Source organism: Cellulophaga sp. BC115SP, assembly GCF_009905545.1.
Classification (GTDB): Bacteria; Bacteroidota; Bacteroidia; order Cytophagales; family Spirosomataceae; genus Flectobacillus; species Flectobacillus rivi.
The window spans coordinates 1-15,813 of sequence record NZ_JAAALB010000001.1 but is presented as its reverse complement, the minus strand read 5'-3'; the positions used below and the strand labels follow the sequence as shown (position 1 = coordinate 15,813).

12 protein-coding genes are annotated in these 15,813 nt (G+C 37.2%); 5 read left to right on the top strand and 7 right to left on the bottom strand.

The genetic code is table 11. The annotated features are described in order from the left end of the window. Positions 1-130: 130 nt before the first annotated feature. Both treF and GVN22_RS00055 read right to left on the bottom strand, forming a co-directional pair. Positions 131-1,633: an alpha,alpha-trehalase TreF gene (treF, locus tag GVN22_RS00060; RefSeq protein ID WP_166549030.1), complete on the bottom strand. Its 1,503-nt coding sequence runs from the start codon at positions 1,631-1,633 to the stop codon at positions 131-133. Positions 1,634-1,661: 28 nt separating this feature from the next. Then, the gene (locus tag GVN22_RS00055; RefSeq protein ID WP_166549029.1) at positions 1,662-2,924 is read right to left on the bottom strand and encodes a sugar MFS transporter; all 1,263 of its coding nucleotides are present in this window, start codon (positions 2,922-2,924) and stop codon (positions 1,662-1,664) included. Between the two features lie 300 nt (positions 2,925-3,224). On the opposite strand from GVN22_RS00055, the gene GVN22_RS00050 reads away from it, so the two are divergent. Beyond that, positions 3,225-4,070, top strand: a complete 846-nt coding sequence (locus GVN22_RS00050; RefSeq protein ID WP_166549028.1) for an AraC family transcriptional regulator — start codon at positions 3,225-3,227, stop codon at positions 4,068-4,070. 4 nt (positions 4,071-4,074) lie between these two features. Here GVN22_RS00050 and GVN22_RS00045 read toward each other — a convergent pair whose 3' ends face one another. Beyond that, entirely contained in the window at positions 4,075-5,172 is a 1,098-nt protein-coding gene (locus GVN22_RS00045) for a serine hydrolase (RefSeq protein ID WP_166549027.1), read from the bottom strand. Between the two features lie 3 nt (positions 5,173-5,175). Further along, positions 5,176-5,400, bottom strand: coding sequence for a hypothetical protein (locus GVN22_RS00040; RefSeq protein ID WP_166549026.1), 225 nt, complete (start codon positions 5,398-5,400; stop codon positions 5,176-5,178). A 213-nt stretch (positions 5,401-5,613) separates the two neighbouring features. Here GVN22_RS00040 and GVN22_RS00035 point away from each other — a divergent pair, with 213 nt between their 5' ends. Beyond that, positions 5,614-6,912 carry an acetyl-CoA hydrolase/transferase family protein gene (locus GVN22_RS00035; protein ID WP_166549025.1) on the top strand — a complete coding sequence of 433 codons (1,299 nt, stop codon included), beginning with the start codon at positions 5,614-5,616 and terminating at the stop codon, positions 6,910-6,912. A gap of 68 nt (positions 6,913-6,980) precedes the next feature. On the opposite strand, the gene GVN22_RS00030 is transcribed toward GVN22_RS00035, so the two are convergent. From GVN22_RS00030 to GVN22_RS00020, 3 genes are all read right to left on the bottom strand, one after another. Then, entirely contained in the window at positions 6,981-8,252 is a 1,272-nt protein-coding gene (locus GVN22_RS00030; RefSeq protein ID WP_166549024.1) for a sterol desaturase family protein, read from the bottom strand. A 340-nt stretch (positions 8,253-8,592) separates the two neighbouring features. Beyond that, positions 8,593-9,333 (bottom strand): DUF6515 family protein, encoded by a 741-nt coding sequence (locus GVN22_RS00025; protein WP_166549023.1) that lies wholly within the window; start codon positions 9,331-9,333, stop codon positions 8,593-8,595. 369 nt (positions 9,334-9,702) lie between these two features. Beyond that, positions 9,703-12,135 (bottom strand): zinc-dependent metalloprotease, encoded by a 2,433-nt coding sequence (locus tag GVN22_RS00020; protein WP_166549022.1) that lies wholly within the window; start codon positions 12,133-12,135, stop codon positions 9,703-9,705. A gap of 154 nt (positions 12,136-12,289) precedes the next feature. Between GVN22_RS00020 and GVN22_RS00015 the strand changes: the two genes are divergently transcribed. The 3 genes from GVN22_RS00015 to GVN22_RS00005 all read left to right on the top strand — a co-directional run bounded on the left by GVN22_RS00015 (position 12,290) and on the right by GVN22_RS00005 (position 15,651). Then, positions 12,290-13,195, top strand: coding sequence for an EamA family transporter (locus GVN22_RS00015; RefSeq protein WP_166549021.1), 906 nt, complete (start codon positions 12,290-12,292; stop codon positions 13,193-13,195). Between the two features lie 254 nt (positions 13,196-13,449). Next, on the top strand, positions 13,450-14,370 hold the full coding sequence (locus GVN22_RS00010; protein WP_166549020.1) for an alpha/beta hydrolase: 921 nt from the start codon (positions 13,450-13,452) through the stop codon (positions 14,368-14,370). A 96-nt stretch (positions 14,371-14,466) separates the two neighbouring features. Continuing rightward, positions 14,467-15,651, top strand: coding sequence for an SAM-dependent methyltransferase (locus tag GVN22_RS00005; RefSeq protein WP_205690733.1), 1,185 nt, complete (start codon positions 14,467-14,469; stop codon positions 15,649-15,651). Positions 15,652-15,813: the final 162 nt, after the last annotated feature.

Genomic DNA, 15,813 nt, shown 5'->3' with positions numbered 1-15,813 from the left:
GATTCAAAAATCTTTGGCTATAAAGATTTATCTTTCTCTTAAACCAACGTAGTATAAACTTTTCTATTATTGAAAATTTTGTAAACGGTAAAAAGCAAAAGCCTCGTGATTAGAACGAGGCTTTTGAGTATTAAATGTCACTGAGAAGTTTTAAGAATACTCCGTTGGTCCAACCAAAACCATCCTGATTTGGATATTCGCCACCACCACCGTGTAAAGTAGTATTGACGACATTATACTTTTCGGTCATTTTACCTGTTTGAGTATATACTTTTTGGTTGGTTTCTAGCCAAGACTCTCGAATCTTTAAGGCCAGAGCATCGTGTTTGTACAACTTAAGTCCTTTGTAGACTATCCACTGAAGCGGAGCCCAACCATTTGGCGAATCCCATTGTTGTCCAGTGTGTAGTGTCGTTGTAACAAGCCCTCCATCTTTTAAGAACTTTATTTCTAGACTCAATGCCATGGCGGAGGCTTGATCTTTGGTAGCTATTTTAAAGAAAAGTGGAAATGCACTTGCCAAAGATTCTACTTGTGTTTGTGTTTGTTGATAGAAATTGTAATCAAAAAAGAGTTGTTTTTCTTGGTTCCAGCATAACTCCAAAATAGCATTTTTACGCTTTTGTGCTCGAATTGCATATTTTTCTTGTTGCTCTACATCTCCTAACTTCTGATAGGATTGTTCCAAAATCGTTTCTATATGATAAAGCAAACAATTTAAGTCAATAGGAATAATTTGAGTTGTAATAATTTGTTCCAAGTGCTTTCCATCGGCTAACCAACGACTACTAAAATCCCATCCAGATTCGGCAGCGGCACGGAGATCTCTGTACACTTCGGACGATTTTCTAAGTGAAGCATGGGCAATTTCGATGTCTTCCTTGTATGCTTCAGGTCGTGGAGTATCTCTATCATCATAATAACGATTTAATAGAGCGCCTTTAGGTCCTTTTACAACTCGTCGATGTGCTTGCCACTCATTTTCCAAGGAGTCAAACCCACTCATCCAGAAGTTATATTCCTTTTCAATAGACGATAGATATTTCAAGTACAAATCATGATTAGAATCTTCTTGAAGAAGTTCAACCATTAAGGTGAAAAATGGTGGTTGCGAACGACTGATATAATAAGCTCGATTGCCGTTTGGAATATGACCTAATGTCTTGATGAGAAAAGAGAAATTATCAACCATATTCTCAATCAAGTCAAATCGCCCACTTACTGAAAGTCCTAACATGGTAAAATAGGAATCCCAGTAGTAAATTTCTTGAAAGCGTCCACCTGGGACTATGTAAGGATAAGGTAATGGAATTAAAGAACCGCCCACTTGGTCGGGTTGTCGTGTAAGAACCGCCCAAAGCCCATCTATGTGTTGCTCGATAGGCTTTGCGGAATCACTGGTGTACTCAGTTGCTTTTTGAGTGGTTAGTATAAAATTATGCTCAATAAATTCTTTTAAATCAAATCGTAAAAATAGTTTTTGCTCTCGATAGGCATTCAGAATGTGGTCTTTTTCAAACCGAGGCACACAATCGTTAAATGTTTTGGAATCGGGAAAAATCCCACTCAGCTGTACGTCTTCGAATAACTCTTCGAACGCACTTAACTCCAGATACTCAGCGTGCGTATTCATTTTAAAAGGTATTGTTTATAAAAAATGGTTAATGGCTACCGCCACCTTTGCCAAAGTCAATGGGATTGCTTTGGTAGCGAGATTGTATTTTTTTGAAAAAAAACAAAAGTGTTACTAAAATTCCCATTGGAATCAATGAGAAATAAAAGGCTGTCTGACCTCCAAAAGCTTCGAAGATATGACCAGTAATAAATGAACCAGTTGTACCGCCAAGCGCTGAGAAAATAACAATAAGGCCAGACATAAGCCCATGTTGTTTTTGTGGTAAGGTACTTAGAATAATAGAGTTGATTGCGGGATAGATAGGCGCTATTAAAAATCCAATGAGTGGAAATACAAATGCCACTAAAGGGGCATTTCCCCAGCCCGTAATGGCTTCATTTCCTAAATTTTGTGCAAGCGGTAATGCTAAAATAACAAGACTACCAGCTGCGATTATACATATAGTTAAGACGAATAACCAAGGGAATTTTCGTAATAAAATTCCTGCGAAAAAGCGACCTAAGGCTGCTGAAGCTGTGAGAATACTTGCCATTTGTACACTCAGTGTTGCAGGTAAATGAAGTACTTTATTGTTGAAAGTTGGCAACCAACTCATAATACTTTGCTCGATAAGTACATAGATAAATGCACTTGCCACGAATACTAGCACCACTGGCACAATTGCCAAACGAAACATTTCGCCAAAAGAACTACTTTCGCTTTGAGAATCATTATTGGTAGTTTCTGAAACTGGAGTGGTGTATAATAGCAAAAAAGCAATAATGGCTAAGCCTGCTAACCAATAATATACTTGGGTCCATGAACTTGAACTAGGATTGGTGTCATCAATAAAAAGACTAAAGATGAAGTTGCCTAGTAAGATTCCAATCATAAAAAATGATTCGATGAAGTTCATAAAACTAATATGCTCTCCTTCGTCTTTGGTTACTAAACCGATGGTGGCATATACTGAAACCTTGATTAAAGCGAATGAAATACCAACAGTGGCAAATAGTAACTTGGTCATCCAAAAGGTATTCATCAAGGGCATGGCAATACTTGCTCCTGCGACTAATCCCAATGCTAGTAACATGGCTTTTTTATACCCTAAACGACCAATAAATGAAGCCATAACAAATGACATGATGGCGATACTCAAATCCTTAAAGGCCTCTAAAATACCAGCAGAGGATTCGGAAATATGGTAGGTAGATTGTACCTGCAATATCACCGTACCCACACTGTTGAGTAGCATGGCAAATAAGAAGTAATTAATAAAAAGGGAGAGTTTGAGTCGCCAGTGAGCCATTGGGTGTTATTAGATTGAGAAATAAAAGCGGACTGTGAGTCCGCTTTCTTAGATAAATTATATAAATGGTTAATGACGTACAAATTTAGCTTGTATTTTTAGCGGATAACTACTCTTTTATTACTCATTATTAGTACTGTATTAATATTTTTCTATATAATTTTGAGAAATGATGAATAATCAGGTTTTATTAGAAGTTTTCATTATTCTTTCATTGCTAGAAAATTATTTCGTTATGCTTTGGTAATGAGTGTTTTAAAGATAAAAGATGGAACTTCTGTAAAAATTAATACTAAACCAATGAAGACAGGCTACGAAAGAATACAAGCAGATGAAGGCAGCTCATTTAGATTATTACACCAAAGAGTCAAAGCAGAAGATTTTGCATGGGACTATCATTATCATCCCGAAATTGAGATTGTTTGTGTATATGGTGGTAACGGTCGGCGCCATGTGGGCAATCATTTAAGTTATTATCAGGAAGGAGATTTGGTGTTAATTGGGTCAAATGTCCCCCATGGAGGCTTTGGATTTGGGGCTATTGGTGAGCATGAAGAAGTGGTAATACAGTTTATGCCTGATTTTTTGGGAGATGGATTTTTACATAAACCCGAGATGAAAAGCATCAAGAAACTATTAGAACGAGGCTTACAGGGTATCAAATTTGATGGCGCAACTAAGCAAATAGTTTCAGAGGAACTACTTAAAATAAAAGAGATACCGCCCTTTCAACGGATGGTTTATTTGTTGAATCTGTTGGAATTTTTGTCTAATTCAAAAGAGTTTGAGCTATTAAATAAAAGAGAAACGCGCTATGACTTTGGTATGCGTGATCAACTTCGTTTGCGCAAAATCTATCAGTTTGTAGAAGAAAATTTTACTACAGAAATCGAGATTCAAAAAGTGGCTGAATTAGCCAACTTGACTGTGCCTGCTTTTTGTAATTATTTTAAGAAAAACCTTAATCAGACATTTACTGATTTTGTGAATGAATATCGTGTCAATTATGCTTGTAAGTTACTCAATGAAGGGCGTACGGTAGCCGATGCTTGTTTTGAAAGCGGATTTAATAATGTATCCTATTTTGGACGGGTATTTAAAAAACTAAAGCAAGTACAACCTTCCCAGTTTGCTTTGCAGAAATAGTGCTCTATCGGGTAAGAGACAGGGCTTTGCGAAAATCGAAAGTGTTGTTTAAAATCTTATGTGTTTTAAGAACTTGTATGATTTTTTCCTCAATGACATGATTATCAGCAAGATTGGTTAGATATATCATTAAGATTTTTTTCTGTGGTAACCATAGTACACCATTACTGAAACCCGAGGTACTGCCTGAATGATACAGCTCCCAAGTTTTATCTTGCTGGGTAAAAAACCATCCCAAGCCATACTTTAAAGGACTATTGGGTAGAGCGTTTGCTTGAACTTTTTGAAGTTCTTCGAACAAATTAAATAAAGTATTATTAACCAAAGATTCATTCCAAACTTGAAAATCTTTTAAGTTGGTATAAATGCAGCCATCGCCCTTGGTGGCGCTTGTAACACTTTGGTCTGCCAAAATTACTTGATTGCTGGGGTTGAGAGCATATCCTAAAGCACGAAGAGGCATTTTGGAATGAACATTATAGTAATAGGTATTTTTGAGCTTGAGAGGTTTGAAAATATTTTCGGTAACAAATAAATCAAAAGGGATTCCAGTGGTCACTTCGATAATTTGTGCCAATAGACAATAACCAGAATTACTATATCTAAACTCTGTACCTGGCTCAAAGTAGAGCTTATTTTCTGTCGCTATTAAACTTACTACATCCGCATCCTTAATTTGTATCTGACGATTAGGCGGTATTAAGCTCTCGTAATCTAATACCCCCGAACTATGAGTAAGTAAGTGTTTGATTTTGATGCGATTGGAAACTACTCCGTCGAATTGAGGGAAAAATTTACTGAGCTTATCCTCATAACTTATCAATCCTTTTTTTTCTAATAAAACAATGGCAGCAGCCGTAAACTGTTTTGACATTGAGGCTAATCTAAAATTCGTGAAGGGAGTATTGGCAAGTTTTTGAGATATATCAGCGAAGCCAAAACCTTTTTCATAAAGAAGTTTAGTGTTTTCAATAATCATGAATGCACCGCCCGCCTCTTTTCCTGCAAAATGATGAGAAATCGTTGAATCCAAACTTTTTTTTAACGATTGCCCCAACACATTTTGAGCCAATAGTAAACATAGAAGTAGAATGAATCTCATAGGCTATCGCTGTTGTTTAATATTTCGAATTAAAGTTTCACAATATTGAATATCGGGTTCTGGAATTTTTACTTCTCCACGCATGATTTGGTAGAAGTATTCATCAGAAGTGACTCCCAAATGAAGTTTATACATTTCCCTAAAACGATTCCTTTTTCTTCTTGAACCTTGACCAGCAATATTCTTCCAAAGACGAGTGATGTGTAGGGGCATGAAGTTGGTTTCCATGTTAAATTTACGGTTTCTTGGTTATTTATTGATAATAAATTAGCGAATAGGTTCAAAATTAAGCTGTTAGGTAAAATAAATATCGGAATTGTACAAAAATTAGCTGATAGAAAAAGGTATTTTAAATGACTAAAGTCATTCTGAAGACCAAACTATTCCTCCAACTTGCCGTCACAAAATTAATTTCTATCCCAACCTCAAAATTACATACTTATGTCGATTACATCTGCTGAACATGCTCTCAAAGTTATTAAATCTGGTGATAAAGTCTATGTGCATAGTGTGGCAGGAGCGCCACAACATCTGCTTCAAGAAATGGTGAAGTTGGCCAATCACCTCCAAAATGTTGAAATATATCATTTACATACCGAAGGCGATGCACCCTATACGAGACCAGAATTTGAAGGGATTTTTCATACAAACGCTTTCTTTATTGGTAAAAATGTTCGTAAAGCTATTGCCGAAGGACGTGGTAGTTATATACCCGTTTTTTTGTCTGAAATACCTCGTTTATTCCGTCAAAAAATTATCAATTTAGATGTAGCTCTTATCACGGTTTCAACACCTGATAAAAATGGATTTTGTTCATTAGGTACATCTCTTGACGCAACTTTAGCTGCTCTCGAATCGGCTAAAGTGGTCATTGCGCAAGTCAATCGCTTTATGCCTAGAACCTTAGGCGATAGTCAAATTCATGTGAGTAAAATTGATTATTTGGTACCATTTGACCAACCACTACATCAAGTAACTTGGGGAACACCGTCGGAAATAGAGCAAAGAATTGGAAATAATGTGGCGTCTTTAGTGGAGGATGGCGCAACTCTTCAAATGGGTATTGGGAGTATTCCTAATGCTGTATTGGCAGCTTTAGAAAATCATAAAGATTTAGGAATCCATACCGAAATGTTTTCAGACGGCATTATTCCTTTAGTTGAAAAAGGGGTAATAACAGGTCGTTTCAAGAAAAAACATCAAGGAAAAATTGTGTCGACTTTCCTTTGTGGTACTCAAAAGCTCTATGATTTTGTGGATGATAATCCTTTGATTAATATGTTACCAGTTGATTATGTAAATGATACTGCCATTATTCGTCAAAATCCTAAAGTTACGGCTATCAATAGCGCTATCGAAATTGATATTACAGGACAAATCTGCGCGGATAGTATTGGTTACAGAATGTATTCTGGCGTGGGTGGACAGATGGATTTTATGCGTGGAGCAGGTTTATCAGAAGGAGGAAAACCTATTATTGCTATGGCAGCAGGTACAAAGGACGGAGAATCCAAAATTGTCTCACATTTGAAAGAGGGTGCAGGCGTAGTGACTACCCGTGCACACGTACATTATGTTATTACCGAATTTGGTATTGCTTATTTATACGGAAAGAATTTGGTGGAAAGAGCTAAAGAGTTAATTAAAGTGGCTCATCCCGACCATCAGGAACGTTTGGAGCAAGAGGCTTTTGAACGTTTTAAACATCAATATTCTCAAGGAGTATATATGTATGTTTAGTAGGTTATTGTCTATCAGCTTTCGAGTAAAGTCTCTTTATCTGAAAGCTGATAGACAAAATCTGAAAGCTAGTTAGCGTAGATTTTTTGCTGAAAAACCTTTTTCTCTGAATATACTAAGTAAGCTGTAATTACGGTAGATAATACGAAATAAATACCTACAAAATATCCAACTCCGACCCAATATTGGTTCATCCCAAACCAATCTCCCAAATAGGCTATAAGCCCTAATCCGATAATATTTTTGAACAATTCATACCAAAAAGAATGTGGATTCAAATCCATCATTTCGGTGTAAGAATATATGCTCAAAAAAATAAAACCTCCGTACACAAAAATCAAAGGTGAGCCTATATGTGCCAAATGTCCAAAGAAATATACAATTAAAGCAAAGGTGAAAAAGAATTGGATAAACGACCAAGTAACCAACTTACGAGAGGTCTCTGGGGTGTATTTTTGAAAATGATAAACATCCTCAATTTTGGACAAAGGAAATTTATCCTTTACGTCATCAGGACGCCAGCCCGTTGGCATAAACCAAATTCTGGCTCTGTCTACCCAGTTTTTGGTATGCCAAGCATCTTGTATCAAAATCCAGATATGATGAAAATTGATTTTGATGGGATTCCAAGTCCGAACAGGAACAGTAATGCCATAAACGCATGGAACAGAGGGTAATTCTTCCTGAAAAGTACCAAACATTTTGTCCCAAAAAATAAAAATCTGTGAATGGTTTTTATCAATGTATTCAGGATTAATAGAATGATGAACTCGGTGGTGAGAAGGCGTTACCAAGATATATTCTAACCAACCCATGCGATTAATATAGGTCGTATGATACCAAAATTGAGCAAACAAATGCAAAGGCGCTACTGTGGCAATCACAATACTTGGCACACCCAAAAGCGCAGCAGGTAGTAAAAAAATAGTAAAGAAATTGATAAAAGTCGAGATACTTTGACGTAGAGCACAAGCCAAATTAAACTCCTCGCTACTATGATGAATCAGGTGTTGATTCCACAGAAAATTGATCTGATGACTCAGGCGATGTCCCCAATACCCTGTAAAATCTAGGGCAATAAAAGCTGTTATATAAATCGCCCACGTAGATTCTAAATGGTAAATCGCCCAATGTTTTACCATCCATTCGTAGGTAATAATGGAAATACTGATTCCCAGAACATCTTTGATAATGTTAGTATAGCCCGAACTCAAACTCGAAAGCATATCCATGGGCTTGAAGGTATCCTTGTATTTGAACCAACCGTAGGTTTTTTCCAGTAATACCAACAATAAAAAAATTGGCATCGCAAAATTTAGAATCTGACCATACCTTTCCATAATCAATACTATTTAGGGAGTTGATGAACGATGTTTAGTGAATAAACGCTAATTTATCGAATAGTTAAATTTTTTCATAATATTTTACTACTTATTGGATTGTTGAAAAAATAAGGTTTAGATAAATAAAAAAGGCAGCCTTAAAAGACTGCCTCGTTATATAAAGTATTAATGATGAATTATGAAATATAGGATTCCAATTTTCAACACTTTGATTTCACCATCACTTAATTGTATTTTGCACGATTACTTGAGTGTTTGGGCTTTCTGCAAAAATAGGTTTGCGGTTCTTTAGAACTTTTTGCCTACTGCCTAAAGCTTACAGCCTACAGCATCATTCTTACATGATTTTGATTACTTCGTACCAGATTTCGCCACGGTTTAAAACGGCTCTGTACTGAATGCCATCTACTACATAATAGGTTTCACCGTTAATCATGAGTTTTTCGTATCCACCAGGAATACTCTCCACCAACGCACCAATCGGAGGGGCCACAGTAGCGTATTCATTGCCATAAGGACGATAGTAAGTTCCATTATAGTAGTAATAGTCAACATTTCTGATTACGACTCTACGGTAATCTCTTGGTAATACATTGACACGAATCCCTACTGGCGCTTGACAAACAACGTATTCTGAATTGTAAGGTTTGTAAAATACCCCTTGATGATAAGCAAATCGGATACCACCGAAGTTAATACTCAAATGACCTGTAGGCAATGCGTTGTAATGAGCATTGCGACTAGGAATATTAGCATATTGCCAGTTTGGACGGGCACGATCAACTACCACTACACGGTCTGGTCCACGACGGTCATCACGACGATACTCATCTCTACGATATTCATCGCGACGATTGTCGTTTCGGCGGTTATCGTCACGTCTATCATTTCCACGATTGTCACGATCTTTTTTGTCGTAGCGATAATCAGAATCACGACGATCTTCATGACCACGTTGTGCTTGAGCTGAAGTCAAGGTGCTTATTAATGCACCAGTTAAAACGAAAGTAAGAATAGGTTTTAAGAAAGACTGCTTACCTACTGTAGGTTTAGCAATGTTAACAAAGTTTGGAGTCATGGCTTTATAAAAATTATGGATTATTACTTGTTTTAATTTTGAGATATTTAGCTCTCTAACGCTGTATTTTGTCTCTTTGATATGTCAAAAGTCTGAGGGTTTAGTGAAAGGCTCAGCATTAACAATCATTAACAAAAAGAGAATTTTCTGCACTCAGCGGAGCCAATGGGTAAAATATAAGTTTTGAATATGATTATTTGGGTAAAGAAAAAGCCCTAACATTTCGGTCAGGGCTTGGGTAATTATAGGGAAATAGCCTAGTTAATAATCTAAAATGCGTTTTACTAGACTAAGCTAAAATTTATATAAAAGTGCTGAATTAGTATTACTGATTCAGCACTTTAGTTTAATACTCAGTATTTATTAACCTTATTCTTCATCACAACCAATTGGAGCGCCAGGAGCCATTTCTTTATGAGTAGCTACTTTTGCTGCCGAAGGATTTTTCATTCTTTCAACAGCATAGTCCAAATGCGCAGCATAGTCACTTTCTTTGGTATTCTTCTGAGACTCGATATAGGCTTTCAAATCTTTGATAGCTTTGCCACAAACCGCACGAACTTGATAATTAGCTGCTTCGTTGACACTCAATGCCAACAAATGCGTTAATACGATTTGTTCGGTTTGAAACTGTACTTTACGAGCCAAGCCTGTGGTTTTAGGCGCTTTCCAAGTTTTTTCAACTAATTGAGTCAGCATTTCTTCCAATCCCAAACTACTATATCTTGCTTCGTATTCGACCATACGACTCGCACGTTCTGGTTGTAGTAAGAATTGAAGTGGAAAATCTGCTGCTGATTCTGCCGCTGCCAATGGATCAAAAGCACGACCAGTACGTTTTTTGAACAATTCACGGTTTGGCCAATAACCAGCAGGACGTGCAGGAATCAATTGGATAATCGATTCAGGAATTGTCAAGGTTTCGGATGAAAGAGTCTGTAATACGGCATCCAACGCTTTTTGTTGTGTTTCTTTACTAACCAAAGTATTAGGCTTTTGTCCGTCACCACGCAAAGCATAGCGATAATCTACTGAACCAATAATTTTGGCAGCTGCCTCTACTTGATAACGGTGGTAATTGTAAATTGGCACCAAAACATCTTCTAAATGAGACATTGGCATGCCTTTACGAATGGTATTTTCTCCGAAAGAACTCAAGGCTTTTTGACGAACAGCCAAGGTATTGTTTAATTCATCAACTGGGTTTTTACCATTATCCCAAAGGTGAGCCGTAGGGCTATGGCTTCCTGCTGGACGAGCGTCAATATCTGTCAAGAACAATAATCCTTTCGTATTTGCCTCATCAATAATTTTGTTCAAAGCCGTCTTTTCGTCTGTACCTTGAGGAAAATCTTGGTACCCAAACGTAATAGAATATTTATCCCAATCACCGATACCCAAAGCATAAGCATCAGAAAGGTCTACTTCTCCTTTGCTATTGAGTTTGACTGTTGGGTGAGGATAATCCATTACCGAAGCTCTGTTGTTGATACTTGCCGAGTAGTTGTGCATCAAACCTAAGGTATGTCCTACTTCATGCGCAGCTAATTGCTTCAAACGAGTCAATGCCATTTTGAGCATTGGGTCTTTTTCAGGGTCGAGTTTTTCACCCTTTTCAAAAGGAGATAACAAACCTTGTGCAATCAAATAATCCTGACGAACACGCAATGAGCCTAATGTTACGTGACCTTTGATAATTTCACCTGTACGTGGGTCGATAATAGAAGCACCATAAGACCAGCCACGAGTGCTACGGTGAACCCAGTTGATGACATTATAACGTGCATCCATTGGGTCGGCATCGTCTGGTAATAATTTAACTTGGAAGGCATTTTTGTAACCAGCCGCCTCATACGCTTGATTCCACCATTGTGCACCTTCCATCAAGGCAGAACGAATGGGTTCTGGAGTACCGTTGTCGAGATAATAAATGATTGGTTCAACCGCTTCTGAAACTTTAGCTTTCGGGTCTTTTTTCTTTAATCTATGACGAACGATATAATACTTGTCGATAGGCTCAGATACAGGCGTCGAATAATCGAAATAAGAAATAGCATTGAAGCTTGAGCGAGGATCAAATACTCTTGGCTTGTAGTCTGAGTCAGGCAATTGCAAAAAACTATGGTGCACACGCAATGTCAATGCTTCTTGGCTTGGAGCAACTGAGCGAACAAACTCTCCTGCATCTTCTCCACCTACAAAAGTCATGGTAACTTCAAATTCAGAGTTGAGAGGGAAGTTTTTTGTATTGGTCAAATACATCGCAGAACGAGATTTGTCAAGAGAATAACTCCCTTGCTTCATTCCTTTTATACGGTCGGCAATACCCGTAACATCGCTCATGAGAAAGTCTGTAGCGTCAACCAAAATTTTTCCATCTTCTTCTGCTTCTGCCACGAATCCCCAAATTGTTGATGAAGCAAATGATTGCTGCACGGCACGTTTTTCGTTAGCATCATTAGTTAGCGCACGATACTTGTAGTTGGGTTGCGTAAGCAGAATTTTACGACCTATTTTTTGGAAAAATACTACTTTTTCATCGCCCAATAATCCACGGTCTAAGCCAATATCATTAGAACCTAATCCAGCAGGCAACGAAGAATAATACAAAAATTCTTTATCGAACTTGTCGATTTGTAACCAGATTTTTCCTGCATCTTCATCCCAATAAAAAGGTAAAAAGCCTTCATATTTCTTAAGACCTTTGGTTTTTTCGGAGATACTCGGAAGTTTTTGAGCAAGAGACGAATAAGTAAAACTTACTAGAAACAATAAAATACTCAATAGTGAAATTTTTTTCATGCGAAAGGTAGTTTGTTGAAAAATACAATTTAGCAGGTAATGACCAAATGAATGTTTTAGTGAATTGGCGTTCTTGAAAAAATTCATTTGAGTAAATATAAACAGCCAGCATAAGAATTCACAAACTTTCCAGAAAAATCACCAACTTCGCAAGATGAAAGAACAAAATCAACAGCTAAAAATTTGGGGAGGTTTAGGTATCCTTTATTTTGTTTGGGGCTCTACCTACTTGGCAATTCGTTTTATGGTGCAAAGTTTTCCGCCTGTCATGGGCTCTGGAATCAGAAATGTATGTGCGGGAACAATACTATTTATTTGGGCGATAGTCGCTAAAAAATATACTAAGCCTAGTAAAAAACACTTACTCACCATGACACTCACAGGTACACTAATGATTACCGTGGGAAATGGATTTTTTACGATTGCAGGCAAATGGATTCCGTCGAGTTATGCGGCGTTGTTTTCAGCATTAGGCCCAGTGGTGTTGGTGTTAATGCTATGGTTTTCTAATATTGAAAAGCCACAACCCAAAGTCATTCTGGGTTCGCTACTAGGTATCGTTGGGGTGGGTATTTTGATTAGTTTAAAAAAGCTGGCTCTCAAAGGCTACGAGCAATACTATATATATGGAGTAGTATTGATGTTAATCGCAACGATCGCTTTTAATGCCAGTATGGTCATTCTCAAAAAAGCTAAATTGCCTTATTCAACACCGCAAGTATCTGGTATCCAAATGATGATTGGAGGAGGTTTGTCGTTAATAATAAGCTTCTTTTTAGGTGATTTTCAACATTTTGCTCAAATAGAAGTAACCTCAACGGCCATTTTTGCCTTATTATATTTGATTGTCATTGGCTCAATTGTAGCTTTTAACGTATTTAATTGGCTTATCAAGGTGGCTCCGCCAACTTTAGTGTCAACCTATACTTATGTCAATCCGTTGGTAGCAATGTTGTTGGGATGGTTATTGGCAGGAGAGGAGTTACATCCTTTAATGATTGTCGCAGGTGGAATTATCGTAACGGCAGTTGCATTGATTACTACTTCAAAAAGAAAATAGCTTCTCTTTTCTGAGGGCAAAAAGTACGAGTAGATTTTATATGAAATTTAGTTTAAAATACTGGTAAAGATAGAAAGAAAGCCAGAGTATAGGCACTCACTAACCTTACCGCTATTTCCTCAAACATTTATTTAACCGAAGTGTAAGGGTAGATTTAATTAATAATCATCCTGCACTTCTATTTATTGAATCGTTTTGATTATGAGTCTATTCAGATAGCTGATAATCCGTTAACCAATAACTTCCATTTACCTATGATCAAAAAAGTTTTATTTTCTATTTGTTTAGCGACCATGATGCAAGTGGCACAAGCACAAACTCAGGAGTTTCCTTTGTATGAAGGAAAGGTTCCTAATACCAAACCCCACAAAAACACAGAAAGCTCAGCAACTGATGCAAACGGTATTTTGAGGATTTCAGAGGTTTCAATACCTTCTATCACTGTCTATCCTGCGCCAAAAGAAACGGCTAATGGAACAGCTGTTATTGTATTTCCAGGCGGAGGATATCGTATTTTGGCTGCCTCACATGAAGGTTCAGATGTGGCAAAGGAGTTAAACAAAATCGGCGTGACCGCCTTTGTTTTAAAATACCGTATTCCTGATTCAACCAAACAGGTGGACAGAACAATTGCTCCTTTACAGGATGCGCAGCAAGCATTGAGATTCGTGCGTTCGAAGGCTGAATCTTTTGGTGTTAACCCCAATCGTGTGGGTATTTTAGGCTTCTCGGCAGGTGGACATTTGGCAGCAACAACAGCAACACATTTTGCCCAACCTGTAGGCGAATTAGCAGATAAAAGCAATGTACGACCTGATTTTGCTGTATTATTATATCCTGTAATCACGATGAAACCTTTTGGACATAGAGGTTCACAGGAACAACTGATTGGCAAAAATCCATCAGAAAGTTTGGTTACTTTGTATTCCAATGAATTGCAAGTGACCCCACAAACACCTCCGTGTTTTTTGGTTCATGCGCAAGACGATGGCGGTGTTCCTGTGCAGAACTCTTTGAGATTTTATGATGCTTTGGTAGAAAAGAAAGTCCCTGCTGAACTGCATATTTATCCGAAAGGCGGTCATGGATTTGGTCTGAATAATAAAACTACTCCAGATAAATGGTTTGAACGTTTGAAAAGTTGGATGGATTCAAATGGATGGTTGAAGAAATAACCATTTACCAAACAGCTTCTTTGATAAGTACAAAAATAGCCTCAATCCGAGGCTATTTTTGTATCTTTGCACTTTGAAAGTTTAAAGACGATTCTAGTGAAAAATCAGATAGCACAATTTTGTGAACAAACTCAACAGGCAGTTGAGCAAAAGTCTTTGGTAAAAGTCTCTTTGGGCAATTATCAGGGCAATGAGCCTGCTTTGAAGAACATTTATATACGTTTAGTTTTAATTAAAAACATTGAAAAACTAGCGTTTACTTTTCGATATAAAACCAAGAATATTGTTAAAAACTTCGATTTGGCGGAGGGCTATAAATCCATTGCCGAATGGTTGGAAGAAGGGTTTAAAGTAGCAACACTCATGAGTACTGAGTCTGATTGGCAATATGAGGCACTGAAAAATGGAAAAGTTATCCTCAAGCAAAAAACGGCAAGTGTGATAGCAAAACCATCTTTGGAGCATGACAAAGAAAAGAAAAGATTGATAAAGCCAAAAGAAAAAGCCTATCTGGTAGATTTGAAAATTACGGATGAGCAAGGTAATGTTTTCAAAAATGCTCAAGATAAATACCGTCAAATCAATCACTATGTAGAGATTTTAAGCTCTTTGATTAAAGATTCAGCTATTGAAAACTTACACAAAGTGGTAGATATGGGTTCAGGAAAAGGGTATTTGACCTTTGCTTTGTACGATTATTTACACGGTACTTTAGGCTTAAAAACTCAAGTTCAGGGAGTGGAATATCGTCAGGATATGGTTGATTTATGCAATCAATTTGCTCATAATGCAGGTTTTGAAGGATTGAGTTTTACACAAGGAACCATTTTGGACTATGAGCAAAAAGACATCAGTATGTTGATAGCCTTACACGCTTGTGATACCGCTACTGATGATGCCATTTATAAAGGATTACAATCTAGTGCCGAGTTGATTGTTGTAGCACCTTGTTGCCACAAACAAATCAGAAGAGAAATAGAAAAAAACAAAGCACAAAATGAATTGAAGTTTTTGACTAAATACGGCATCTTTCTCGAACGACAGGCCGAAATGGTAACAGATGGAATTCGTGCATTGATTTTGGAATATTTTGGTTACAAAACCAAAGTTTTTGAATTTATCTCAGATGCACACACGCCCAAAAACGTTTTGGTTGTAGGTATTAAATCTGGAATTAAGCCAAAACGTCAAGAAGAAATTTTGCAAGAAATTGCACAGACCAAAGCCTATTTTGGTATCGATTATCACCATTTAGAAAAGCTTACTCAATTGAGTTTATAGACATTAATGCAAAATAAAATTGCATTAATATGCTTTAGGATTTTTAGGCTTTAAGCCGTAGGCATTAGGCAAAAAAGCTTAAATTTACTCTACCCTACTAAAAAATGGGACAAATTAGGTAAAAAGAAAGGGAAGCAAGAGTTTTGTAGTTACCAAGCTCCA

Bases quoted from the DNA above. Each gene is read 5' to 3' on its own strand.
- treF (WP_166549030.1), bottom strand. From the start codon at position 1,633: ATGAATACGCACGCTGAGTATCTGGAGTTAAGTGCGTTCGAAGAGTTA.
- GVN22_RS00055 (WP_166549029.1), bottom strand. From the start codon at position 2,924: ATGGCTCACTGGCGACTCAAACTCTCCCTTTTTATTAATTACTTCTTA.
- GVN22_RS00050 (WP_166549028.1), top strand. From the start codon at position 3,225: ATGAAGACAGGCTACGAAAGAATACAAGCAGATGAAGGCAGCTCATTT.
- GVN22_RS00045 (WP_166549027.1), bottom strand. From the start codon at position 5,172: ATGAGATTCATTCTACTTCTATGTTTACTATTGGCTCAAAATGTGTTG.
- GVN22_RS00040 (WP_166549026.1), bottom strand. From the start codon at position 5,400: ATGGAAACCAACTTCATGCCCCTACACATCACTCGTCTTTGGAAGAAT.
- GVN22_RS00035 (WP_166549025.1), top strand. From the start codon at position 5,614: ATGTCGATTACATCTGCTGAACATGCTCTCAAAGTTATTAAATCTGGT.
- GVN22_RS00030 (WP_166549024.1), bottom strand. From the start codon at position 8,252: ATGGAAAGGTATGGTCAGATTCTAAATTTTGCGATGCCAATTTTTTTA.
- GVN22_RS00025 (WP_166549023.1), bottom strand. From the start codon at position 9,333: ATGACTCCAAACTTTGTTAACATTGCTAAACCTACAGTAGGTAAGCAG.
- GVN22_RS00020 (WP_166549022.1), bottom strand. From the start codon at position 12,135: ATGAAAAAAATTTCACTATTGAGTATTTTATTGTTTCTAGTAAGTTTT.
- GVN22_RS00015 (WP_166549021.1), top strand. From the start codon at position 12,290: ATGAAAGAACAAAATCAACAGCTAAAAATTTGGGGAGGTTTAGGTATC.
- GVN22_RS00010 (WP_166549020.1), top strand. From the start codon at position 13,450: ATGATCAAAAAAGTTTTATTTTCTATTTGTTTAGCGACCATGATGCAA.